20 protein-coding genes and 1 tRNA gene are annotated in these 21,075 nt (G+C 61.6%); 7 read left to right on the top strand and 14 right to left on the bottom strand.

Annotation, left to right across the window (positions count from 1 at the left end; genetic code table 11):
* Positions 1–42 precede the first annotated feature (42 nt).
* The 4 genes from ACI3KQ_RS00955 to ACI3KQ_RS00970 form a co-directional block, all read right to left on the bottom strand.
* The gene (locus tag ACI3KQ_RS00955; RefSeq protein ID WP_404953875.1) at positions 43–699 is read right to left on the bottom strand and encodes a response regulator; all 657 of its coding nucleotides are present in this window, start codon (positions 697–699) and stop codon (positions 43–45) included.
* Positions 696–2,360 carry a sensor histidine kinase gene (locus ACI3KQ_RS00960; RefSeq protein ID WP_404953877.1) on the bottom strand — a complete coding sequence of 555 codons (1,665 nt, stop codon included), beginning with the start codon at positions 2,358–2,360 and terminating at the stop codon, positions 696–698. The genes ACI3KQ_RS00955 and ACI3KQ_RS00960 overlap by 4 nt, the downstream gene beginning before the upstream one ends.
* 136 nt (positions 2,361–2,496) lie before the next feature.
* Positions 2,497–4,497, bottom strand: a complete 2,001-nt coding sequence (locus ACI3KQ_RS00965; RefSeq protein WP_404953879.1) for a response regulator — start codon at positions 4,495–4,497, stop codon at positions 2,497–2,499.
* A gap of 81 nt (positions 4,498–4,578) precedes the next feature.
* Positions 4,579–6,108 carry an ATPase domain-containing protein gene (locus tag ACI3KQ_RS00970; RefSeq protein ID WP_404953881.1) on the bottom strand — a complete coding sequence of 510 codons (1,530 nt, stop codon included), beginning with the start codon at positions 6,106–6,108 and terminating at the stop codon, positions 4,579–4,581.
* Between the two features lie 193 nt (positions 6,109–6,301).
* Here ACI3KQ_RS00970 and ACI3KQ_RS00975 point away from each other — a divergent pair, with 193 nt between their 5' ends.
* Together ACI3KQ_RS00975 and ACI3KQ_RS00980 are read left to right on the top strand one after the other, a co-directional pair.
* The gene (locus ACI3KQ_RS00975) at positions 6,302–7,138 is read left to right on the top strand and encodes a transcription factor jumonji, JmjC (protein ID WP_404953883.1); all 837 of its coding nucleotides are present in this window, start codon (positions 6,302–6,304) and stop codon (positions 7,136–7,138) included.
* A complete protein-coding gene (locus ACI3KQ_RS00980) occupies positions 7,135–8,319 on the top strand; it encodes a GNAT family N-acetyltransferase (RefSeq protein WP_404953885.1) in 1,185 nt (394 codons plus the stop codon). Before ACI3KQ_RS00975 ends, ACI3KQ_RS00980 begins: the two co-directional genes overlap by 4 nt.
* A gap of 86 nt (positions 8,320–8,405) precedes the next feature.
* On the opposite strand, the gene ACI3KQ_RS00985 is transcribed toward ACI3KQ_RS00980, so the two are convergent.
* The 5 genes from ACI3KQ_RS00985 to ACI3KQ_RS01005 all read right to left on the bottom strand — a co-directional run bounded on the left by ACI3KQ_RS00985 (position 8,406) and on the right by ACI3KQ_RS01005 (position 10,882).
* Positions 8,406–8,482: transfer RNA gene (locus tag ACI3KQ_RS00985), tRNA-Arg, on the bottom strand.
* Between the two features lie 34 nt (positions 8,483–8,516).
* Positions 8,517–8,993, bottom strand: a complete 477-nt coding sequence (locus tag ACI3KQ_RS00990; RefSeq protein ID WP_404953887.1) for a DUF1178 family protein — start codon at positions 8,991–8,993, stop codon at positions 8,517–8,519.
* Complete coding sequence (locus tag ACI3KQ_RS00995; protein ID WP_404953889.1) at positions 8,990–9,820, bottom strand: carbon-nitrogen hydrolase family protein; 831 nt, start codon at positions 9,818–9,820, stop codon at positions 8,990–8,992. Before ACI3KQ_RS00995 ends, ACI3KQ_RS00990 begins: the two co-directional genes overlap by 4 nt.
* A 5-nt stretch (positions 9,821–9,825) precedes the next feature.
* The gene (grxC, locus tag ACI3KQ_RS01000) at positions 9,826–10,083 is read right to left on the bottom strand and encodes a glutaredoxin 3 (protein WP_404953891.1); all 258 of its coding nucleotides are present in this window, start codon (positions 10,081–10,083) and stop codon (positions 9,826–9,828) included.
* Positions 10,084–10,132: 49 nt separating this feature from the next.
* On the bottom strand, positions 10,133–10,882 hold the full coding sequence (locus tag ACI3KQ_RS01005; protein ID WP_404953893.1) for a double zinc ribbon domain-containing protein: 750 nt from the start codon (positions 10,880–10,882) through the stop codon (positions 10,133–10,135).
* A 44-nt stretch (positions 10,883–10,926) separates the two neighbouring features.
* On the opposite strand from ACI3KQ_RS01005, the gene ACI3KQ_RS01010 reads away from it, so the two are divergent.
* A complete protein-coding gene (locus ACI3KQ_RS01010) occupies positions 10,927–11,775 on the top strand; it encodes a class I SAM-dependent methyltransferase (RefSeq protein ID WP_404953895.1) in 849 nt (282 codons plus the stop codon).
* Between the two features lie 20 nt (positions 11,776–11,795).
* On the opposite strand, the gene ACI3KQ_RS01015 is transcribed toward ACI3KQ_RS01010, so the two are convergent.
* The 3 genes from ACI3KQ_RS01015 to ACI3KQ_RS01025 form a co-directional block, all read right to left on the bottom strand.
* On the bottom strand, positions 11,796–12,695 hold the full coding sequence (locus ACI3KQ_RS01015; protein WP_404953897.1) for an alpha/beta hydrolase: 900 nt from the start codon (positions 12,693–12,695) through the stop codon (positions 11,796–11,798).
* A 209-nt stretch (positions 12,696–12,904) separates the two neighbouring features.
* Positions 12,905–13,873 carry a diacylglycerol/lipid kinase family protein gene (locus tag ACI3KQ_RS01020; RefSeq protein WP_404953899.1) on the bottom strand — a complete coding sequence of 323 codons (969 nt, stop codon included), beginning with the start codon at positions 13,871–13,873 and terminating at the stop codon, positions 12,905–12,907.
* Positions 13,874–13,879: 6 nt separating this feature from the next.
* The gene (locus ACI3KQ_RS01025) at positions 13,880–14,371 is read right to left on the bottom strand and encodes a DUF2141 domain-containing protein (RefSeq protein WP_404953901.1); all 492 of its coding nucleotides are present in this window, start codon (positions 14,369–14,371) and stop codon (positions 13,880–13,882) included.
* A gap of 134 nt (positions 14,372–14,505) precedes the next feature.
* On the opposite strand from ACI3KQ_RS01025, the gene lptF reads away from it, so the two are divergent.
* Both lptF and lptG read left to right on the top strand, forming a co-directional pair.
* A complete protein-coding gene (lptF, locus tag ACI3KQ_RS01030; protein ID WP_404953903.1) occupies positions 14,506–15,723 on the top strand; it encodes an LPS export ABC transporter permease LptF in 1,218 nt (405 codons plus the stop codon).
* A 4-nt stretch (positions 15,724–15,727) separates the two neighbouring features.
* Complete coding sequence (gene lptG / locus ACI3KQ_RS01035; RefSeq protein WP_404953905.1) at positions 15,728–16,828, top strand: LPS export ABC transporter permease LptG; 1,101 nt, start codon at positions 15,728–15,730, stop codon at positions 16,826–16,828.
* A 12-nt stretch (positions 16,829–16,840) separates the two neighbouring features.
* Here lptG and ACI3KQ_RS01040 read toward each other — a convergent pair whose 3' ends face one another.
* Positions 16,841–17,908 carry a fatty acid desaturase family protein gene (locus tag ACI3KQ_RS01040; RefSeq protein ID WP_404953907.1) on the bottom strand — a complete coding sequence of 356 codons (1,068 nt, stop codon included), beginning with the start codon at positions 17,906–17,908 and terminating at the stop codon, positions 16,841–16,843.
* Between the two features lie 130 nt (positions 17,909–18,038).
* Here ACI3KQ_RS01040 and ACI3KQ_RS01045 point away from each other — a divergent pair, with 130 nt between their 5' ends.
* Complete coding sequence (locus ACI3KQ_RS01045) at positions 18,039–19,196, top strand: N-acetyltransferase (protein ID WP_404953909.1); 1,158 nt, start codon at positions 18,039–18,041, stop codon at positions 19,194–19,196.
* A 31-nt stretch (positions 19,197–19,227) separates the two neighbouring features.
* Here the strand turns inward: ACI3KQ_RS01045 and ACI3KQ_RS01050 are convergent, their stop codons facing one another.
* On the bottom strand, positions 19,228–20,118 hold the full coding sequence (locus ACI3KQ_RS01050) for a diacylglycerol/lipid kinase family protein (protein WP_404953911.1): 891 nt from the start codon (positions 20,116–20,118) through the stop codon (positions 19,228–19,230).
* 72 nt (positions 20,119–20,190) lie between these two features.
* On the opposite strand from ACI3KQ_RS01050, the gene ACI3KQ_RS01055 reads away from it, so the two are divergent.
* On the top strand, positions 20,191–21,075 hold the full coding sequence (locus tag ACI3KQ_RS01055; RefSeq protein WP_404953913.1) for a metallophosphoesterase family protein: 885 nt from the start codon (positions 20,191–20,193) through the stop codon (positions 21,073–21,075).

The raw sequence follows: 21,075 nt of genomic DNA on the forward strand, positions 1-21,075 counted from the left end.
GGCGGGAATCCATGGATTTATATACTTCGAAGGAGCACCGGCCTATCCATTTGGGGCATCCCCCTTTGCCTCGCCCAGATGCTCGAAATAGATGGCGGCCATGGCAGTGCGGTTCGTGATGCGCAGCTTTTGAAAGATGTTGTGCAGGTGGATCTTCACCGTACCTTCGCTGGCGCCCAGTTCCCGCGCGATGTCCTTGTTGGAAAGGCCACGGCATGCCTGGCTGGCAATTTCTCGCTCGCGCGGCGTGAGGGCGTCGAAGTTGGAGGACGCCATATCCTCATCCCACGACGGGTCGGCCTTATGGACTATCTCGCTGGGCAGCCAGCGCCGACCCGCCGCCACGGCGCGAAGGCAGTCGATCAGCGTGTCTGGCGCCGCTTCCTTCAGGACGATGCCCCATATGCCATTGGCGATGGCTTCGGACAGTTGCGCTGGAGTGATCAGCGACGTCAGAAACACCGGGCGAACGGGCAAGTTCGCCGCCCGAAGCCGTCGCAGCACTGCAAGACCGCTGACATCGGGCAAATTGATGTCGAGAATGGCGATGTCGGGCCGCAACCGATCGATCATGGCAAAGGCGCTCGCGCCTTCGGTCGTGCTGCCAACGACCTGAAAATCGGGTTCCATGGCCACCAGATCGGCCAGGCCGCGAAGGACGACCGGGTGATCGTCCAGCAGGAAGACCGACCGGGTCATGGCAAGGGCACCTCAATCTTCATGGCAAGCCCCGGCGCATAGCGGGTAATCCCAAGGCGTCCTCCCATATCATGCACGCGCGCCCGGAGCGACCGCGGCCATGTCGGCTCCTCTCCAATGGGCGGGGACATGCCGCATCCATTGTCTGCAATGGTGATGCACAATCCCTTTTCCTGTTGTTTCAGCTCCACCGCCAATCGTGTCGCCCCGCCGTGGCGGACGGCGTTGGCAGTAGCTTCGCTCAACAACTGCGCCAGTTCCCGGTGGAAGCCGCCGGGGGCCTCCATGTCGGGGGGGTGCACCGACAGCGCGATATCGCAACCCCACTGGCCGGACAATTCATCCGCCTTTTCAGCTAGCGAGAAGGACAGGTCGCGTACGGGCATGGATTCCAACGTGCGGCTGTTCTCCACGAACAAGCGAATGCGGCGCTGCTGTTCGGCCATGATGTGGCTGACGCCATTCAGCGGCTCCCGCGCGTCTTCCGGCATGGCGGCCCGCGCGGCTTTCAGTTTCAGCGAGGCGGCAGTGAGTTCCTGCAGGACGCTGTCGTGCAGGTCGCGCGCAAGGCGCACCCGTTCCTGATCGCGCGCATTGTCGGCGATGGCATGGATCAGCGCCAGGCGCTCCAGTTCATGACCGATCCTGAGTGCGGTAATCTGGGTCAGATGCTGCGCATCCTCATGACGGTTGCTGGCATCCACCACGTAGAAGCGCCCGATCGCGGTCGCGCCCATGAAAGGCGCGGAACGCACCATCGCCGAATCGACGATCAGGTCAGGCCATCCAAGGGAAGCGCCGATCGCCTGCAATTGGGCCATTGCCTTTTTCCGGGACAGCGCGCCTTGAGAAAGGCAGGCGGCATGGGCACGCCAGAATAACGGGTCATCGACCGAGCTATAGCATAGTCCGTCTGGCCCCCACATCGCCACCGAGCCGTTGCCCCCCTTCTTGCTCTGCCAGATCAGGACCAGCTTTTCCGCACGCAACAGGCCGGACGCGTGACCCAGCAAATCCGTCAGCCAAATCTGCGCGTCGGTCGTGGCAGGAGCGAAGGACCAGCTGGCGAGCTGAGCAAAACGTCGGCTGTTGCTGGCCCGGCAGGCGCCGAAATAGCCCAGCATCGCTGCCGCCACCAAGAAATAGGCGGACCGCATGATGAACAGGTTGAGTTCGGAATCTCCGTCCCAAAGATCTTTCCACCCGATGGCGAACAAAAGCGCTTCCATGGCCAGCGCCCCGATCACCGCCCCCAATATTCCCCAACGCAGGGTCGCTGCCAGCAGGATGAATGGAAGGAACGGGAAAAAGGGGCTGTTCAATTCATCGGTAAGGTAGACCAGCGCCGCCAGGGCAAGTGCGTCGACGGCATGGAAAATCAGGTGGAGGCCGCTGCCCAGTGGCCAGGACGGCGGCGCCACCACCAGCAGCAGCGAAAATGCCAGATAGGTCGCGAGCAGATAATGCGCTTCATTCAGGAACCCGGCGGGCCGTGTGGGGTCCAGATAGATGGCGAGAGCGGCAAAGAGCACCGCCACCAGCCTGCCGGTGGAAATGAGCCTGTCTGGCGAAGGATTGATCCGCCATCTTTCCCGCAAGGAACGCCATAATCCGACCGGCGGGTGGATCGGTGCGAACCCGGATAGTTTGCGCGTTGCCATATCTGCGCGGCAATCTGTCAGTAAGCCCGCCGTTACACAAATGCGATTGTGGATGACTTGCGATGGTTGGCGGCTAGCGAGTGCAGGGCCAAAGATTTTGGCGAACCCAAAAAATCAGGGGGCCACGCCCTGGATTTCAGCGCAACATCTCCGAAATCTTGGCTGAGAGCTGCTGGATCTGAAACGGTTTGGTGATCATTTGCATATTCGTGCCCAAAAAGCCCGCGCGGATCGCGGCATTTTCGGCATATCCAGTGACAAACAGGATCGGCAAATGGGGTAAATGTTCCCGCGCCACTTCGGCGAGCTGACGACCGCTCATTCCGGGCAGGCCAACGTCGGTGACCATCAGATCAAACTTGCGGCCGCTGTTCAGAAGGCGGATCGCCGACTGCGCCTCCGCTGCCTCCACTGCCTTATAGCCAAGCTCATTCAGAACCTCGCGAACCAACAGGCGCACAGATGGGTCGTCTTCCACCAACAACACGGTTTCGCCATCGCCGTGATGGATCGCCTCTGGCGCGTCGGCCTCATGGGCAAGCTGGTTTTCAGCCGCCGGGACAAACAATTTCACCGATGTGCCCTCACCGGGCGTGGAATGGATGCGGACCTGTCCTTCGGACTGCTTGGCAAAGCCGTAGACCATCGAAAGGCCCAGCCCCGTTCCCTGCCCCACTGGTTTGGTCGTGAAGAATGGGTCGAAGACCTTTTCCAAAGTCGCCTGTTCCATGCCGACACCGCTATCGGACACGGCAATCACGACATAACGACCGGGTGCGATACCCGGATGACTGTTGCAATAGGCGGCATCGAGCGTCGTCGCGCTTGTTTCGACGATCAACGCGCCCCCTTCGGGCATGGCGTCGCGGGCATTGATCGCGAGATTGAGTATCGCACTTTCTAGCTGGTTGGCGTCCACGACCGCCGGCGGCACATTGTCACCCGGACGGATCGATACGGAGATCTGCTCGCTCATCGTTCGGCGCAGCAAATCTTCGAGCGAGGACACCAGCATGTTTACATCAGTCGCCCGGCTGTCGAGCGATTGCCGACGCGAAAATGCCAGCAAACGCGCGGTCAGTCCCGCTGCCCGCTGCGCCGACGTGCTTGCCGCTTCCATGAACCGGTCGAGATCGTCCAGACGCCCGGACGCGATCCGCCGCTTCATGATGTCGATGGCGCCCAGCACGCCAGTCAGCATATTGTTGAAGTCATGCGCAATCCCGCCGGTCAACTGGCCAACGGCTTCCATTTTCTGCGACTGCCGCAGGGCTGCTTCGGCCCGTTCGCGCTCTTCGGCTTCAGCCTCAAGCCTGGCGAGCGCTTCTGTCAGCGCCTCTGTCCGTTCCTCCACTTGATGTTCGAGCTTATCGGCTGCTTGCGCGAGTGCAATCTGGCTGCGCTTTTGTTCGTCGATGTCGACGATCACCGAAATCGCGCCCGTGATGCTGTCCCCATCCATCAGCGGTATGCCACTGACCCGCGTCCAGATCGGCTCACCGACAACCGGGTGGTGGAGGAAATCGATGCCCGCAACCCGCTCCCCGCGCAAGGATCGTGCAATCACATATCGATCGCGCTGGATAGGACTGCCGTCGGCTTCATAGCCTTCCCACCGGGTCGCCAAGTTGGAATCGCGCGACGGCACTTCGCCAGTCGGGAGGAAGCGGCGGAACTCAGGGTTCGACAGCAAAGTCGAACCGTCGGCATTCACGAACGCCACCCCCACTGGAAGCGTATCGAGCAATGTGGTCAGACGCGCGCGCTGGCTGTCCAGTTCGGCAAGCCGATCGCGTATTTCGAACTGCTTCTGACGGGCGCGCATCGACGAAACAATCGCGCTGAGCAGTGACTCGCTGCTTAGCGGTCGTTCAAGCAGGACGACACTGATCGCACTTTCCGGCAGGCGTCGGCGGACGGCCTCACTGGACACTCTGCGCCCTGCCTGACGCCCGGCAAGCAATACAAACGGGACGTCGGACCAGGAAGGCTGCGCTGCCAGCCTGCGGTCCAATGGCCCGAGATCGGTCAACAGAGCTTCTTCGGTAAGGAGCACCACGCCGACATGTTGGTCGATCCCGTCCGCGACATCATTCAGCGTTGCGCATATTCCGACGTCATAGCCCTGAGATGTCAACAGCCTGGCAACGCTCGCTGCATCATTGCCATATGGCGCACTGACCAGGACGCGCCGGCCTTCGGTTGCGGTCCGATGCACTTAGCCGCGATCTTCCATCAACGGGCCCTTCGCGCCAACATATTCAGGGGTGCCGGTCAGCACACCCCTGAATTCCGCCAGCGGCGCGCCGACCCGGATGCCCTGCGCGTCGATACGCAGTTCGCGGATCGTATCCTCATGCTGGCCGCTGCGGTTCTTGACGACCGATATCGCCTTGCGGATGCGTCCCTCGCTTTCGAAAAAGCGCAGGAGGATGACGATATCAGCGATGTAGGAAACATTGAGACCACCGGTCTGCATGGTTCCAAAGAAACCCGCCTGCGGATTGATGAGCAGCGTCACCACGCCAGCCTGATTCAGGTAGGAAAGTAGTTCGTGAAGTTGCAGGATCAGCTGCTGCTCTTGCGGCATCGCCGAAAGATAACCGCTCAGGCTGTCGATCAGCACGACCCGAACGTCATTCTCCTCAATCTCGGCGCGCACCATCGCTGCAAATTGGCCGGGCGAAATCTCGGCGGGGTCGATCTGGCGGATTGCCAGTGAACCGCAGCTGATCATCCCTTCAAGATCGATCCCGAACGCCGTTGCGCGCGAAATCAGCGTTCCGATACGTTCGTCAAACTCATATATGACCACTTTTTCGTCACGCCGACATGCAGCCGCCAGATATTGAAGCGCCAGAGTGGTCTTGCCCGAGCCTGCCGGCCCGGTGATGAGCGTCGATGTCCCCCGCGCCGGCCCGCCGTTCAGCATCGCATCCAGCTCACCTATGCCACTTGGGACAGAATCTCCGATAAAGGGGGTGTGATGATTAGCGGCGATCAGCCGTGGGAAGATATCAACGCCGCCCTTGCGGATAATCATGTCGTGATAGCCAGCTACAAAATCGACGCCACGCATCTTCTGAACCTGCATCCGCCGCCGCGCCGCCCCGAAATCAAGCGTCAGCCGCTCCAGCGTGATCACGCCGTGGCACAGGCTGTGCAAGTGATTGTCCCGCCCGCCGATCGATCCAGTCATGTCGTCCACCAGCAACACAGTGGTGTCGAGACCAGAGAAGAATTGTTTGAGAAACAACAGTTGCCGACGATAACGCAACGGATCCTGGGCCAGCAGCCGCATTTCCGAAAGGCTGTCGAAGACGATCCGCTTGGGCTTCACACGCTCGACTTCCTCGCGGATCAGCTGGATCATGCCCCCAAGTTCCATTTCCCAGCTGTGGAGGATGGATTGGTCACGACTGACGCCAAGCACTTCATCAGCCGAAGCGAGTTCGAACAAGTCGATGCCTGCGAGCGACCAGCCGTGCGACCTGGCAACCACGTCCAATTCTTCGCTGGTTTCGGATAGAGTGATGTAAAGAACCGGCTCGCCTTTTTGAACGCCTTCGAGCAGAAATTCGAGCGCCAGGGTCGTCTTGCCCGATCCTGGCATCCCTTCGACCAGAAAAAGCCGATTTGTTGGCAGTCCGCCCCGAAGCACCAGATCGAGACCGCTATTACCTGTTGAGACACGTATATTCGGGTCGATCATCGGCAGGCACCACTTCGCTTCGAAAAATCCGGTCATCAAACGCAGCACAGGGCAAAGCGGTTGCACCCGTAACGAACATCCGCCTTGGCCGCGAAGGGACATTGATCATATTTGCGGCATTCGGAGGCTCTGTCTCCCGCCTCGGAAAATCTGCCCGCATTAACGCAATTTTCAAAAGTCGGCCGCAACATTGGGGCGATCATTCCGCCGTCGTCAAAGAATAGCCATCATGTCCTTCCTCGCCCCGGCCAGCCTCGGCTCTTTCGCCGACGCCTACCCTTTGTCGCCGACGATGCTGCGGCACAGCCTGATGGGCCAGCCCCTGTTGTCAGTCGAAGCGCTGGCCAAGGCAGCTCTTGAATTGCCGCCCGAATATGTCGAACGCCGGATCGGCAACGCCGCAAAGGGCGGCGAGTTCAAGATGGACGGGTCGGATGACGCCAATGTCGCAAATGTTATTCGGTCGATCGACACCAGCGGCAACTGGGTCATGCTCCGCTTCGTCGAGCAATTGCCCGCCTATCGCGAGTTGCTGGACAGGTTGATGGACCAGATCGGCCCCGCAATTGCTCCCTCGACCGGTCCCGGCCTGACCGTAAGAGGGTTCATCTTCATTTCTGCACCGGGCACGCTGACCCCGTTTCATTTCGACTGCGAATATAACATGCTGTTCCAGATCGCGGGCGACAAGCACTTCGCAACATATCATCCCGGCCCGCCGTGGCTGCCATTCGACCGCCATGAGGCCTATTATGGCGCAGGTGGCAATATGCTGCCGTGGAACGACGCATATGAGGCGGAGGCGGACGTCCATCATCTGCAGCCGGGGGACGCGTTGTTCGTGCCCTACGCATCGCCGCATTGGGTAAAAGCAGGCGCAGAGCCGTCAATTTCCCTATCTATAACCTGGCAGAGCCAGTGGAGCGAAGCGGTTGGGAATGCCATGCATGTCAATCCGCTGCTGCGGCGGTGGGGTTTGCCAACCGGAAACATGCCGACATGGCCAAAGGCGCCGAAATGGCGTTCCCTGAGTTGTCGTGTCGCCCGCAAGGCACGATTGTTGTGAGCCATCTGCCTCCCGCCAGCGCCTTTGAGGTGAACCGCAGCCATGCATGGCCAATGGCGGATACGGACCAGCCGACAGTCCGCATGGTGCGTCATGCTGATCTGACCGCTGATGACCGGGCGCGCTGGGCGGCCCTGTCGGCGCATGCCGGGGCTGCCAATGTGTTCGCTCAGGACTGGTTTATGGATGCCGCGCTTCGTCATGCTGCTGACGGTCGCGACGCGATGCTGGCCGTTGTCAGCCATCACAGCGGTACGTGGTTGGGCGTGATGCCCCTGGTTACCGCATCGCGCTTTGGGCGTTGGCCTGCACGCATCTGGCGTGGCTGGTCGACCACCAGCCAGTTTCTGGGCATGCCGCTGGTGGCGGCGCAATCGGCTGACCTGTTCTGGGCAAGCTTGCTGGCGTTTCTCGACCGACAGGCGAGCGGTGAGATATTGCTGCATTTCGGGGCATTCGATGCAGATGACCCGATCAGCATCGCGCTGCTGGATCGCTGCAGGCACGAAGGCCGGGCGTTTCACATCATCCACCGCTTCAACCGCCCGGCCTATCGGGTGGGCGATGACGCCGCAGACCGCAGCGACGCCAAAGTGCGGAGCCGACTTCGCAGCCTGTTGCGGCGGATCGAGCGTGATCATGGTTCGGTCGCGATTACCATATTCGATCCAACCCAGCCGTGCACACCCTGGATCGACGCCTTTCTGGAAATGGAGGCATCGGGCTGGAAGGGACGCAACGGCAGCGCCCTTGGCAGCGCCCCCGAAACCGAGGCCCTGTTTCGCACTATTATCGAGCGTGGCCATGAGAATGGCAGCGCGCGGCTTGCCAGCCTGTCGGTCAATGGCCGTGTGATTGCCATGTCGAGCTGGTTTGAATCGCCGTCCTGGGGCCATGGTTTCAAAATGACCTTCGACGAAGAATATCGCGCCTATGCCCCCGGCCAGCTATTGATGCGCGAAATTAGTGACCGGATCGGACGTCGCGCCGACATGTCGTTCGACACCTGCGTCCCACGCGACGCGAGCAACAGTCACCGGTTGTGGCCCAACAATCGAAGGATTATCGACGGAGCCGTTGCGATCGGATCCGCGCGGCAACGTTTCCACTTCGACATGTTGATGAAGGCGCGAGCGGGCATGGCGGCGGTCAAAGCCTGCATTGCCAAGGCGCAGAAATAGGTTGGCTTTAACGGCCGGATTGACGAAGCGGTCAAACCGGCCCTTTGAACGCCACCTCCTGCGATATTGGGAGTTGGCGGTTACGGTGGTGCACCCGACGGGATTCGAACCCATGGCCCTCAGATTAGGAATCTGATGCTCTATCCTGCTGAGCTACGGGTGCCCGCCGACGGCTCTATTGCGCGCGAGCCCCGTGGTCAATTCTTCGCTTCGGGCGGGACGACCGGAAATGGCAAAGCCGCCACGTCCACACCCTCGGCTATCAGGGCGCGAGCTTCTTCGGGAGCGACTTCGCCATGGATGCTGGCGCTGTCCTGTTCGCCATAATGAATGGCGCGCGCCTGTTCGGCAAAGCCCCGACCGACCCAGGTCGATCCTTCCAGCACCTTGGCCTGCGCCTTGGCGAGGTTGACCATCAGTTCCCGCATACGCGCTTCGTCGCCGGTGACTGCGACGGCTGTCGGCTGATCCTGAGGCTCCCGCAATACGGGTGCGCGGCTATTGCCCTTGCGCGGGACGGCGGGCGCCATCAGCGCCTTTGCCACCTGGGTGTCGCCACATAGCGGGCAGACCAGCAAGCCACGCGCCGTCTGGTCTTCATAGTCGGCGCTTGATCCGAACCACGCTTCGAACACATGACCTTGGGCACTGCACTTCAAGTCGAAAACTATCACGACACTATCACGTCCTGGGCTATGGTCCGCCGGTTGGCGAGCGCGGGTATTTTCGCGCGGACGTCCTCTACGCGGGCAAAGTCGATGTCGGCAAGGGCCATGCCGGATTCCGCGCCCATGTCCAACAGCACGTCCCCCCATGGGTCGACGATCAGACTATGGCCGTAGGTTTCGCGCCCGTCGGCATGACGACCGGCCTGTGCTGCTGCGATAACGAAGCAACCCGCCTCGATCGCGCGCGCGCGCAGCAATATGTGCCAGTGCGCTTGCCCCGTCGGCACGGTGAAGGCGGCGGGCGTCAGCAGCACGGACGCCCCCGCGTCAGTGAGTGCACGATAAAGATCAGGAAAGCGCATGTCGTAACAGACGGTCATGCCCATGCGCGCCCAGGGGGTGTCCACGACTACGGCCCTTTCCCCTGGGCCATAGACCGACGATTCCCGCCAGCTTTCACCCGTCGCCAGGTCCACATCGAACAGGTGAATCTTGTCATAGCGGGCGCGGACTTCGCCCGCCGCATCGATCATGAAGCTGCGATTGGTCCATCGGCCGTCGGCCCGCTCATCCTTGAGCGGCAGAGATCCTATATGCACCCAAATGCCATGTTTGGCCGCTGCTTCGCAAATCCGGGCCAGTACCGGGTCGTCGGCTTCCGACTTCAGGGTCGCCGCCGCGCGTTGCCGGTCACGGTCCAGATAGCCCGCCATTTCAGGCGTGAAGACCATATCCGCGCCCTCCCCTGCTGCCCGCGCGATCATGTCCGTCATCGCACCGGCATTGACAGCAGGATCGATCCCGCTCGTCATCTGGAATATCGCGGCGCGCATGGGGTTCACATGCCCAGAAGGGGGTCCAACTGACCCCGCCGGTCCAGCGCGGCCATATCATCGCTGCCGCCAATATGGCGTCCGTCGATGAAAATCTGTGGCACTGTGGTTCCGCCATTGGCGCGTTCCAGCATCTCCGTGCGCCGTGGTCCGCCCATGGTGATGTCATATTCCTCAAAGCCGACGCCCTTGCCCTGCAGCAACGCCTTGGCCCGCGCGCAATAGCCGCACCACGCCTTGGTATAGATTTCCACTTTCGCCATCGGTTTCATAACTCCTTGCCCAGTGAAATTGTGGTTGAGCGCCCCTTTGTCAATCAGCCGCGTCTTCCCTGCCCGGCAAGGCGCGCGTCCAGCATAGCAGGTGAACGCTGGACGCTCCTCCTCGTTTCAACGCGCGTGAACAGGCGGCGGCGGTCGCGCCGCTGGTATGCACGTCGTCGATCAATATGACGGTCCGCCCCCTGAACCTGTGCCCCTTCGCCAGCCCGAAAGCGCCACGCACCGCCTTTGCCCGCCGCCGGGGATCAGCGTCCCGCAGCGGCTGCGTCGCGCGGACGCGCAGCAGGCCGTGCTTGTCGACGTCCAGGCCCGTCAGCCGCCCCAGATGATCGGCGACCAGCGCCGACTGGTTGAAGCCCCGCCACCATAATCGCCAGCGGTGCAGCGGCACCGGCACGATCAGCGGTGGTGGATCGCTGACACGGACATGCCGCGCCATATGCCGCGCGATCAGGCGGGCCAGCCCGACGCGCCGCCCATATTTCAGCCGCAGCGCCACTTTGCGCGCAACTTCGTCATAGGCCAGCACCGCACGGGCGCTGTCGAAGGGCGGCGGGTCGGCAAGACATGAACCGCATGTGCCGCCCGACCCCATGTCATGGTCGAACGGCAGGCCGCAGCGGGCACAGCAGGGCTCGCCCAGAAATCGCATCCCGTTCCAGCAATTAAGGCAAAAAGCGTCGTCGGCATCGACAATCACTCCACAGCCCGGACAACGGGGCGGCAGGGCATAGTCGACGACGGGACGCGATACATGTTTGAGAAAGGTCAGGACCGGCATGATCGCCCTTGTTCCCGCTCAGCCTGCGATGCACAAGGCCCGCCATGACACAGCCCGACATATTCGACCGCGGATTGAGAGCCAGACGCCGGGACCGGATGATGGACGGCTTTGCCGATCATGATTTCCTCTATCGGGCGATGCTGGACGAGCTGATGGACCGGCTGGCCTACGTGAAGCGCGACCTTCCCGAAGCGCTGCTGATCGGATGCCCCGACGGCAACGGTCGGGCCGCGCTGGAAGCCATGGGCAAGCGCGTCATCTGCGCGGACCCCGGCTTCGTCGCCGCCCGGCAGCAAGGCGGCGTGCAGGCGGATGAAGACGCCCTGCCCTTTGCCGACGACAGTTTCGACCTGGTGGTCGCCTGCGGGACGCTGGACAGTGTGAATGACCTTCCCGGTGCGCTGATCCTCATGCGCCGCATCCTACGTCCTGACGGATTGATGCTGGCCGCCTTCACCGGCGCAGGCACATTGCCCCGCCTGCGCGCCGCACTGATGACGGCGGAAGGCGACCGCCCCGCCCAGCACATCCATCCGCAAGTGGATGTCCGCGCCGCCGGCGACCTTTTGAGCCGCGCCGGTTTCGCCATGCCAGTCGCGGATGGGGAGACGCTGACTGTGCGCTATGGCGACATCTTGCGCCTGATGCACGACCTGCGTGGAATGGGGGCGGCCAATGTCCTGACATCGCGGCCCCCTGCGTTGCGACGCGACATATTGATCGGCGCGGCTGAACAGTTCGCCGCCGCCGCCGACAATGATGGACGCACCCCAGAGCAGATGGCGATATTATATCTGAGCGGCTGGAAACCACATCCAAGCCAGGCCCAACCCGCCCGTCGCGGCAGTGCGACCGTGTCGCTGGCAGAGGCGCTCAAATCGAAAGAGTGACAGGGGGTAGCCCTGTCCGGCTATTTCGCTTTTGGCCTTTTATCAAACATTCCCAAGGCGCGAAGCCAGTTGCCCAGCAATTCGGGCCATCGTTCCAAAGCTGGGTCCGACCCTCCCAGTCCCGTTCCATGTTCACCCTTGGCAAACATGTGCAATTCCGCTGGAATTCCCTTTCGCCGTACCGCATCGTAGAAGGCCAAGCTTCCCCCTACATCCACCAGCGCGTCGGTTGTCGTGTGATAAAGGAAGGTCGGCGGCATGTCGTTCGTCACGAACCGCAGCGGCATATATTTTTCATAGCTTTTCGCGACGCAATCCTGGCGGGCGAAAGTGCAATATTGCGACTGGCCCTTGGCATCCAGAACGGTAGCTTCCAACCAAGGGTAGGCCAGCACCAGGAAATCGGGGCGACTGCTCACACGCTGCACCGGGTCCCGGTCTGCCGCCGCCCCCTTGTCCGCTTGGGCCGCAGTCATGGCGGCCAGATGCCCGCCCGCTGAAAAGCCCATCATGCCTATGCGGTCGGGATCAACTTTGAGCTGCGCCGCATTGGCGCGAACGAAGCGCACCGCTCTCTTCCCATCGGCCAGCGGGATCGGAAGGCGCGCAGCCTTGCCGACGCGATATTTCAGGACGAACGCAGTGACGCCGCGCGACGCAAACCATTCGGCGACCTGTCGCCCCTCCAAGGTTGCCGCCAAGGCCATATAGCCACCGCCCGGCGCGATGATAACGGCCGTTCCGTTATCATGTCCCGGATAGGGCCGGAATACCGTCAGCGTCGGCGTTTGGGAGTCTTCATCACCGGACGCCCCTTCCGCACGACCGATCCACAGTCGATAGGTCGGCGCCTGAAGATATGACCGATAAGAAGGCGGCTGAAGATAGGAACCCACCTGAACCTCGGTCGCATTCGTCATGGACCGTGCGGGTGGCTGAATAACCTGAGCGGAAGCCAAGGACGTAGCACACATCGTTGGAAGCAGGATCGCACTTAGCCATCTGGTCATATATCTTCCGTCCATGGAAATGCGCTTATCGACCCTGCTTATCCAGGACGACGGGCATCGGGCAACCGGCATTTCCGCCCGGTCGCATCCACTGCTTTACAGCCGAAGCCATGCAGCCTTCAGGCCGCCAGCCGCAGGAAAGGCACTGGCTGGGTCGAACGCAATATGATGGGCTTGCCTTCCGACGCCTGGAACAGTTCGCCGTCCAGGATGACGCTGCTATGGTCGCCTTCGATACGGATGACGTCCCCCTGTTCCAGATGGATGCCCTGCATCTTTGCCTTGCCCACCCGGCGGGTGGCGCTGGCCCAGCCCAACCGCAGCAGGGAGCCAAGATTCTGGTCCACGGCCATCAGCTTCATGTTGCCGCGCCGACTGTCGCCCGGCTGCACGCCCAGCAGCAGCCGTTCCAGCGTGGTCACGATCAGCACGGCGAACCGGCCGGCAAGCTGGCCGTCGCGGATCAGCGAGATGCGTACCGGACGGCTCGACTGCGGCAGAAATCGCGCCCTGATGCCAAAGATCAACGTGGCCAGCACCGCCAGGACCGTCAGGAAATGGCTAAGGCCATTGGACAGGCCCAGCGGATAGATGCGGTTGCGGCAATAGAGCATGTAATCGGCCAGGCCCGCGCCGCCCAGGAACATGCCCAGCACCGGTCGCGTGTCCGCGCCGCCGTCGGACAAGGCGATCAATTCGCGCGCCACGACATGGTCGTCCACGCCCGCCTTGGCGATCTGGACAATCCGTTCCAGCGCCTTGATAGGGTCGCCATGGATGCCCAGGTCAAGCGCGATCAAATTGGTCTTGCCATTGGGAAGCACCGCGATGGGCGGGACGCGGCCCTTGAAATGTTCACCCTGATATAATTCCGTCAACGCCGCCTGGACGGTGCCATCGCCGCCGTTGACGACGATGACCACCGGATCGACGCGGGCGATGGTCTGCAACGCCCGGCCGATCTGGTCGACATGCTCCACTTCATAATGGAAAATGTCGGGATTGCTGGCGCAGTAACTGCGCACCCGCGGCAGGCTCTGCCGGTTGCCCGTGGATTTGGGATTGGACAGGAGCGCGACGCGGACCATAAATTATCACATATACTGCAGGTTGATGGTGATGCGCGTCACACCTGGCCCGACCCGCACCGCAGCCTTTTCGACCGATGGCTTGCCCAGGTTGAAGATGCTGATCGACGGGTTGTTGGAAAATCCGCCGCCGTCACGCGAAATGTCCGTTTTGCCATTACCGTTACGATCGTGACGCACGGCGATACCATATCGCCCCGCTTCCGGCACAGGCATGCAGAAACGCATGGTCCCGTTGCTGGGTTGAACAACGGTATCGATACGGTTGAGCCAGGCGCCCTTGGCAAGCCAGGCATTTTTTGTGGCAGGGTAAGTTTGCACGCGCACCTTGCCCGTGGGGGCAGCGAAACCACGCACATCGACCAGCACGGCTGGCCCCTTGGCCGATCCGCCGCAACGGCCAAGATCGTTGCTGATTTCCTGCCCATGAGCCATTGCGGGGGTGATGGCTAACAACGCCACCGGTAACAGACCCACCGAAACTTTGAACATGACCATCCGACTCCGTGAAGCTATAGCCGCCCATGACATCGGACGGCGAGCCCCTGTTCGCCCCGCAAACTTGTTTCCGTGGTTTCAGCTATGGGGGGGGTTTGCGGCCAAATCATGGTGATGGGACGACCACATAGAGAATGCTGACCGCCACTGACCGATATCTGGCCCGCCTGATTGCCTTGCCGATGCTCGGCACGCTGATAATCTCCGCGATGCTGCTCGTGCTCGACAAGATGCTCAGCCTGTTCGACTTCGTGGCGGCAGAAGGCGGGCCGGTGAGCGTCGTCTGGCGCATGCTGGCCAACATGATGCCGGAATATCTGTCGCTGGGTATTCCGATCGGCCTGATGCTGGGCATCCTGCTCGCTTTCCGTAAATTGGCCTTGTCATCGGAACTGGACGTGATGCGTGGCGTGGGCCTGTCCTACGGTCGCCTGCTGCGCGTGCCGTATATGTATGCGATCGCGCTGGCGCTGCTTAATTTCGGGATCGTCGGTTTTGTCCAGCCGCTGTCCCGTCATGCCTATGAAGCGTTGCGTTTCGAACTGCGATCGGGCGCGCTGGGGGCATCGGTCAAGGTGGGAGAGTTCACCAGCCTGGGTAAGCGCATGACCCTGCGGATCGAACGCAGCCTGGACGGCGGGCGCAATCTGCAGGGCATCTTCGTGCGAGCCGCGGGCAAGGATGGCCAGACCGTGGCGGTGACAGCGGCGCAGGGCAGCTTCCTGGCTACCGACGATCCCGACACTATCATCTTTCGCCTGCGCGACGGGGTTTTGGTGAATGACGCGCCCAAATATCACTCGCCGCGCATCCTGTCCTTTTCCAGCCACGACCTGCCCATCGACCTGCCGCAGATCGAACGATTCCGCGGCCGCAACGTCGACCGGGAAAAAACCATCATCGAACTGGCGAAGCTGGGCCATGACCCCACGCTCAAGCCCAAGCTGCGCAATGAGATCCGCGCCAACTTCCATTTTCGCATGGTGGAAGTCGCGATGATGCTGTTGCTACCGCTCGCGGCGTTGGCCTTTGCCATTCCACCGAAAAGGTCGACATCCGCCCTGGGGGTGTTCCTGTCGATCGTCTTCATCGTGACCTATCACAAGATCAACGAATATGGGCAAGGCGTGGGCGCGCTTGGCCGGATCGATCCGATCATCGCCCTGTGGGTGCCGTTCCTGCTGACCGCATGCCTGATCCTGTGGATGTATCATGTCGTCGCACATCGTCCGGGCGGTCAGCCGATCGGCGCGCTGGAATATGCCTTTGCCCAGTTGGGCAAACAGATCGGCAAGGTCCTGCGCCTGGGGCGGCGGCGCAAGCCAAACCTTGCGGCGGAAGGGATTACCTGACCTGATGCAGTTCGACTTTTTCCCCTCTCGCCAGCTCAGCTGGTATATGGCGCGACTGTTCTTCACCCGCACTTTCGCGGTGCTGGCGCTGCTCGTCGTCGTGCTGCAAACGCTGGATCTGCTGGGCGAATCCAACGACGTTCTGGCCTATGCAGGCAATGGCGACGCGCAGCTGTGGCACTATGTCGGGTTGCGCGCGCCGCAGATCATCGCGCGGTTCTTGCCCTTTTCGGTCCTGCTCGGCACGCTCATCATGCTCGCCAGCCTCAACCAGAATAGCGAAGTCATATCGATGAAGGCGGCGGGGCTTTCCGCTCACCAGATACTTGCGCCGCTGATCGCATCTGCGCTGGTGGTCGCGCTGATCAGCTTTGCCTTCAACGAACGCATCGTGGCGCGGTCGACCGCGCGCCTCAGCGCGTGGCAGGCGGTGGATTACGGCCCGCTGCCACGCGACAGCGGGATCAAGACCAACCCATGGGTGCGCGACGGCAATAATCTGGTAAGCGCCGCCATCGTGGCCGGGCGAGGCACGGCGGTGCAGTTGCGCAAGGTAGAAATCTTCAACCGGGTGAACAACAGCCTTGTCACCATCGTCCAGGCGCCCAAGGGCCATTATGACGCTGCGACCAAAAGCTGGGTGCTGGAGGATGCGCGCCAGTTCGACGTAGCGCGCGGCACGGAACGACAGGTCGGCACAGTCCGCTTCGGACGGGACATCCGGCCGGATCAATTCACCCTGGCCAAGGTCGATCCCGACGCCATGACCTTTGGCGAACTGCGCGCCGCCATCACCGATTTACGCGACGCGGGCCGACCCACCGCGGAACTGGAAGGCAGCCTGTGGCACAAGGTGTCGGGGCCTTTGTCCGCGCTGCTGATGCCGATATTGGGATCGGTCGCGGCCTTCGGGATCGCGCGCTCAGGCCAGTTGTTCCTCCGCGCCGTGCTGGGCATGGCGCTGGGCTTTGCCTATTTCGTAGCTGACAATTTCTCGCTCGCGATGGGCAATCTGGGCGCTTACCCGCCCTTTCTGGCGGCGTGGGCGCCGTTCTTCCTGTTCCTGCTGGTCGGCGAAACGGTCCTGTTCCGCACGGAAGAATAGGCGCAGCCCGGCCTACCGCTTGACCATCGTGCTCCGGGCGATCTTGCCTACCAGCGGCCACATTCCGGCATAGTTGCCGCGCCGGTAGGGCGACTGGCCGTCCAGCGTCGCCATCAGCCGCGCATGGGCCTTTCCAAGCGCATGATAGGGAACGCTGGGCAGCAGGTGGTGCAGCGCATGATAGCGCAGGCCGACCGGCGCCCAGATGGCGGCCAGTGGCGATGGCGGCGGCACGTTCACCGAATCCAGATATTGCGCCGTCACCGTCATGGCTGCCCCATCATTTTCCCAGAGATGCGCGACCAGGGTGCGCAGCTGGTTGATGACGGTCATGCTGGAATGCACAGCCATGTAGACGAGCAACGGCTTCCACCCCACAAACAGCGGGCTGACCGCCAGCATCAGAGCGAACAGGCTCACCCCTGCCTCCTGCCAGAACCATTGGCGGCGGAACGCGCCTTCCGGCGCACGGCGGCGATAGGCAGGGTTGATCGACAGAGCCGAATAACGTTCCCGCACGATACGACGCAATGGCGGCGCCATCATGCTGATCGGTGTCAGCACGGCAAAGCGCAGGATCAGCCCCACAGGCGCGAGCGAAGCCACGACGATGAACAACGGCAATGACCATGGCTTCATCAGCGCCAGCGGCAGATATTCCGGGTCGTCCGCCGTGCCGTAGCGGGTGCGCGCATGATGCTGGGTATGCACCCCTTCATACATGAAGGACGGGATCATCAGCGGAATGCCCACGATCAGGTTCCAGACCAGCCGGAAACCGGGCAAGGCGCCATTGCGGATATGGGTGAGTTCATGAACGAAGCTGGCCGCGCGATATAATGCCAGCATCGCAACCAGGCCGCTTGCCAGCGCAAGCGCGGTGCTGTCAGCCAATATGGCGGTCGCCAATGCCGCATAGCCGACCAGCGCCGACGCCAGCATGTCCGGCCAATAAATCGCCGGGTCCGCTTTCGAATATTCACGCGTCAGCTCAGCGGCGGCGCGTAGCATCGTCGCATCGTCGGGAATCACTTTGCGATTATCCGACGCGCTCGCAATGATGGGATCATGCACAGTCATGTCCGCGCTCCTATAAACCAATTGCGCTGACATCGTGGCAGCAAAATGACGCTTTCGCCTTTGTGACAGCCGGATTGACAATCGTGACTCAAGCGGCGAACTGCTTCCATCTCTTAGCGAAAGCTCCACCGTGGCCCATTCCGATCTGGTGATTACCCCTGTCGCGTCCAAGAAGGATCGCAAGGCTTTTGTCGATCTTCCCTGGCATATCTACGCGGACGATCCCAATTGGGTGCCGCCGTTGAAGAATGAAGTGCGGGCGCTGATCACGCCGGGCAAGAACCCGTTTTTCAGCCATGCGGAGGCTCAATATTTCCTCGCCCGCCGCAATGGGCAGGTGGTGGGTCGCGTGTCCGCGCATATCGACCATATCGCGCTCAGCCAGCCAGCCGAACAGGGCATGGGTCCGGGTACGGGCAATTTCGGCCTGTTCGAAGCGGAAGACGCGGAAACGGGCGCGGCCCTGATTGCAGCAGCGGAAAACTGGTTGCGGTCCAAGGGCATGTCCCGCGTTCTTGGCCCTATATCCTTGTCCATCTGGGAAGAGCCGGGCTTGCTGATCGACGGGTTCGACCACCCGCCCACGGTGATGATGGGTCATGCAAAGCCCAGCTACCAGCCAATGATCGAAGGCGCGGGCTATCGGGCGGTCAAGCAGCTTAAAACCTATGATCTGGGCATCACCACGCCCTTTCCTCCGTTGATCCAGCGCATCATCGCGTCTGGTGAAAAGAGCGATCGCATCCGCATCCGCAAAGTGGACAAGAGTAGGTTCGATGCCGAGGCGGCGATCATCCTGGGCATTTTGAACGATGCATGGGGCCGCAACTGGGGCTTTGTGCCCATCACGGACGAAGAAGTCGCGCATTTCGGCAAGCAGTTGAAGCCCATCGTCTTTGAAGACCTGATCATGATTGCCGAACTGGACGGCGAACCTGTCGCCTTCATGATGACATTGCCGGACCTTAATGAAGCGACCGCGCCTCTCAACGGGTCACTGTTTCCCTTTGGCTGGGCCAAGCTGCTCTGGTGGCTTCGCAAGCCCAAGGTGCGCACCATGCGCGTGCCGTTGATGGGCGTGGTCCAGCGGCTTCAGGCGTCCCGCCTCGCCAGTCAGCTGGCTTTCATGATGATCGAGCATATCCGAATTGCCGCGATCACTCGCTATGGCGCGACCCGGAGCGAGATTGGCTGGGTGCTGGATGACAATCAGGGCATGAACGCCATCGCCGACGCCATCGGCAGCAAGGTGAACAAGGTCTACCAGATCTACGAAAAGGACCTCTGACGCCTCCAGCCGCCCGCGATCAGGCACTGTGTCAGCGCGGCACCGCGACGTCGATCGCGCCCGCCGCCACCTTCGCCATTGCGGGCGTCGCCGCCAGCACCTCACCATCGATTGATATGCGCTGGCGGGGACGCGTTTCTATGCGAAAGGATTTGCCGCGAAACTCCTCCGTATGGGAATTCCGGTCGCGCAGCTTGAAGAATTTTGCGTACCAGTCCCACGCCAATCGCGCATGGCTTCGTCCCACGACCGCCTGCACCACCAGCTCGCCGCTATCGACATCGGCGCGATCCGACAATTCGACCCCGCCATGATAAGCGCCATTCAATATCCTGACCTCCGTCGACCACATGCGCCTTTCCCGCATTCCGTCATCTATCATCAGCCGGAACGCCCGAAATCCGATGGAGCATTTAACGGCCCAGACCAGATAGCCTGCCCGCCCCAGATAGCGTTTGAGCTTTGCAGGCACCGTCCGTCCGATCATGGGTGACAGGCCAAGCGAAGCGGCATTGACGAAATAGTCGCGATCGATCATGCCCAGGTCGATCCGCCGCCGCTGGCCCGACGCAATCACATCGACCGCGCCGTCGATATCCAGCGGAATGCCCAGCGTGCGGGCGAAACTATTGGCTGTGCCCAGTGGCAGCACGCCGAACACGCACCCCTTGCCCACCAGTTCATCGACCGTCCCCGATAGCGATCCGTCTCCCCCGCCCACGATCACCATCGGCGCGCCCGCCTCCACCGCCTGCCGCACACTGTCCTGCAACCGGTCGGGATCGGTAACGGCCTCAGCCATCGTCAGCTTTACCCCGGCATCCGCCAGCTTTTGCTTCGCCTGCTCGAAAAGCGCCTCGCCCCTGCGACTATGGACATTGACGATGAGAGCCGCCTCACGCGGCAGGGAGTTTGTTTCCATGCCTCAACAACACGCCAGCCGCAGGTCGGGTCCCGCGCGAAACAATATCGCGCTCGCGCTCGTTGGAAGAAGATGGCCCGCATCGCTCATCTGTCCGACATTCATTTCGGCGCACATGATTCCAAAATTGTGTCCGCGACCGAAGCCTGGTTACAGCACGCACAGCCCGACCTGGTGATCATCAGCGGCGACCTTACCCAGCGGGCACGGCGGCAACAGTTTCGCGATGCGTCCGCCTGGCTCAACCGGCTTCGCGCGGCAGGCATGCGATTGCTGGTCATACCCGGAAATCACGACGTGCCGCTCTACGATATCATCCGTCGGTTCGGTGCGCCGCTGCGGCGCTACAAACGCTATATCAGCAATGACCTCTGCCCATGGTATGAGGATGATGAAGTAGCGATCCTTGGCATCAATACGGCCCGTTCGCTGACGATCAAGGATGGCCGCATCAACCATGACCAGATGCGGCTACTGCGTGAAAGGTTCGCCCCCGTCGTGCCGGATAAAACGCGCATCCTCGTCACCCATCATCCTCTATTCGCCATGCCGATCGGCAGGGGCAATGAATTGAGCGAGGCTGTGGGGCGGCATGAAGATGCCGTGGCGGCCGCGGATGAGGCAGGCATTCACATCGCGCTGGCCGGTCATTTTCACCGCACCTATGCCGAATCCGCGCAAAAGATGGTCGCGGACGCGGGCGGCGCACTGGTCATCCAGGCGGGCACGGCGACATCGACCCGGTTACGCAACGCCGAACCGCAAAGCTTCAACTGGCTACACGTCCACCGTAATGACAGGATTGAGCTGCAAGTCGTGGTTTGGGACGGCGCCAGCTTTCAGCGCGGCCACCATGTCGCCTATCATCGCGGGCCTTCAGGCTGGGAAGCGAATGAAATCATCGCCAATCCCGCCGCGCGCAAGGGCATCCGGGTGGCGAAAATGGCGCAGGCCTGA

The sequence above is a fragment of the Sphingobium sp. ZW T5_29 genome (assembly GCF_044987515.1).
Classification (GTDB): domain Bacteria; phylum Pseudomonadota; class Alphaproteobacteria; order Sphingomonadales; family Sphingomonadaceae; genus Sphingobium.

Excerpts from the sequence above, each read along its gene's own strand:
- lptG (WP_404953905.1), top strand. The coding sequence starts at position 15,728 with ATGCAGTTCGACTTTTTCCCCTCTCGCCAGCTCAGCTGGTATATGGCG.
- grxC (WP_404953891.1), bottom strand. The coding sequence starts at position 10,083 with ATGGCGAAAGTGGAAATCTATACCAAGGCGTGGTGCGGCTATTGCGCG.
- ACI3KQ_RS00955 (WP_404953875.1), bottom strand. The coding sequence starts at position 699 with ATGACCCGGTCGGTCTTCCTGCTGGACGATCACCCGGTCGTCCTTCGC.
- ACI3KQ_RS00970 (WP_404953881.1), bottom strand. The coding sequence starts at position 6,108 with ATGACCGGATTTTTCGAAGCGAAGTGGTGCCTGCCGATGATCGACCCG.
- ACI3KQ_RS01005 (WP_404953893.1), bottom strand. The coding sequence starts at position 10,882 with ATGCCGGTCCTGACCTTTCTCAAACATGTATCGCGTCCCGTCGTCGAC.
- ACI3KQ_RS01050 (WP_404953911.1), bottom strand. The coding sequence starts at position 20,118 with ATGGAAACAAACTCCCTGCCGCGTGAGGCGGCTCTCATCGTCAATGTC.
- ACI3KQ_RS01025 (WP_404953901.1), bottom strand. The coding sequence starts at position 14,371 with ATGGTCATGTTCAAAGTTTCGGTGGGTCTGTTACCGGTGGCGTTGTTA.
- ACI3KQ_RS00960 (WP_404953877.1), bottom strand. The coding sequence starts at position 2,360 with ATGGCAACGCGCAAACTATCCGGGTTCGCACCGATCCACCCGCCGGTC.
- ACI3KQ_RS00975 (WP_404953883.1), top strand. The coding sequence starts at position 6,302 with ATGTCCTTCCTCGCCCCGGCCAGCCTCGGCTCTTTCGCCGACGCCTAC.
- ACI3KQ_RS01015 (WP_404953897.1), bottom strand. The coding sequence starts at position 12,695 with ATGACGAATGCGACCGAGGTTCAGGTGGGTTCCTATCTTCAGCCGCCT.
- ACI3KQ_RS01055 (WP_404953913.1), top strand. The coding sequence starts at position 20,191 with ATGGCCCGCATCGCTCATCTGTCCGACATTCATTTCGGCGCACATGAT.
- ACI3KQ_RS01020 (WP_404953899.1), bottom strand. The coding sequence starts at position 13,873 with ATGGTCCGCGTCGCGCTCCTGTCCAATCCCAAATCCACGGGCAACCGG.
- ACI3KQ_RS01010 (WP_404953895.1), top strand. The coding sequence starts at position 10,927 with ATGACACAGCCCGACATATTCGACCGCGGATTGAGAGCCAGACGCCGG.
- ACI3KQ_RS00995 (WP_404953889.1), bottom strand. The coding sequence starts at position 9,820 with ATGCGCGCCGCGATATTCCAGATGACGAGCGGGATCGATCCTGCTGTC.
- ACI3KQ_RS01040 (WP_404953907.1), bottom strand. The coding sequence starts at position 17,908 with ATGACTGTGCATGATCCCATCATTGCGAGCGCGTCGGATAATCGCAAA.
- lptF (WP_404953903.1), top strand. The coding sequence starts at position 14,506 with ATGCTGACCGCCACTGACCGATATCTGGCCCGCCTGATTGCCTTGCCG.